Here is a 1,156-nt window from a genome sequence, read left to right as displayed (position 1 = left end):
TACTGACCTTGTCGGATTAGCTTCGGGTGCCGGGGTTGAGGGTCAGGCCGGTTTCGGTGAGGCAGCCGTCGATGAGTTCCGGGTGGCGCTGGATGTGGGCAAGGCCGCGGCGGAGGGTGCGGGTGAGGTGGTCAGGGTCGGTGAATGCGGTGTTGGCCATCGGGCCTCGCCGTAACAGGGACCAGACCCCTTCCACCGGGTTCAAGTCCGGGCTGTAGGAGGGGAGCTGGACGATCGTGAGCCAGTCGTGGCCTGCGGCGTAGTCACGCAGGCCAGCGGTGCGATGGGTGTTGAGATTGTCCCAGACGACGATGATCGGGGCGCCGAGCTGCAGGTGCGCGCGGACCAGGAGGTCGCGGTAGTCCTGCCAGGCGAAGCTCTTGCGTGCACCCTTCAGAAGCGAGTGGAAACGGGGCCGGTAGATCATCCGGGACCTCTCGCCGGGCCGGTAGCAGCACATCGCGGCGATCGAGATCCGCCGCCGGGACCGGCCCCGCACTCTCACCACGGGAGTCTGTCCGCGCCGGCCCCAGGTGCGGGCGCGTGGCGGCGTCATCGCGAACCCGGCCTCGTCCTCGAAGACGATCCAGGCATCGAGCGCCGCCGCGGTGCTTCCACCTGCGGCCACACATCCTTCTTCCAGAGCTCGACCGCGTGTTCGTCACGTTCCAGCGCACGGCGGGCCGGGCTCTGCCAGGACCAGCCGTGGCGGTGCAGGAGCCGCCACACTCCCGCGATCGAGCAACTGACCTCGAACTGGCGGCCGATCAGCGTTCTGACCCGCTCCAGAGTCCACCGCTGGTCTTCCCAGCCATGCGCGGCCGGCCCTTTGGCCAGCTCCTTTTCCAGCAGGGCGAAGCGTTCGTCCGACAGCTTCGGCAGTTTCGCGGGTCCCTTCGACTTCAGACCCTCCATACCGCCTTCACGCCAGTTGCGGCGCCATTGCTCCACCGAACGCTCGCTCACCCGCAGGTCCTTGGCGATGACCGAATTCCTGTCACCTCGTGCGAACCTCTGCCCGGCCTCCAGCCGGATCCCTTCACGCGCAGCCCGCCGCTCAGCAGTCAGGCCCCCACCATCCGCGTACCGCATAACACCGGCATACCGCAGGGATCACCCAACGTCACCACCCGAAGGCAACCCGAAAAGGTCAGTA

Annotated in this window: 1 protein-coding gene; it reads right to left on the bottom strand. The window is 67.4% G+C overall.

Features of this window, described 5'->3' with window-relative positions:
• Positions 1-16: 16 nt before the first annotated feature.
• A protein-coding gene (locus tag ACZ6BB_RS42180) for an IS630 family transposase (RefSeq protein WP_471620376.1) occupies positions 17-1,092 on the bottom strand; the annotation gives its coding sequence in 2 pieces (ribosomal slippage) (positions 17-643 and positions 646-1,092; 1,074 coding nt in all).
• Positions 1,093-1,156 lie beyond the last annotated feature (64 nt).

This window comes from Streptomyces sp. NPDC041108, from assembly GCF_055592645.1.
Note: the sequence above shows the minus strand (reverse complement) of the source record. Positions and strands in the feature narration are given on the sequence as shown.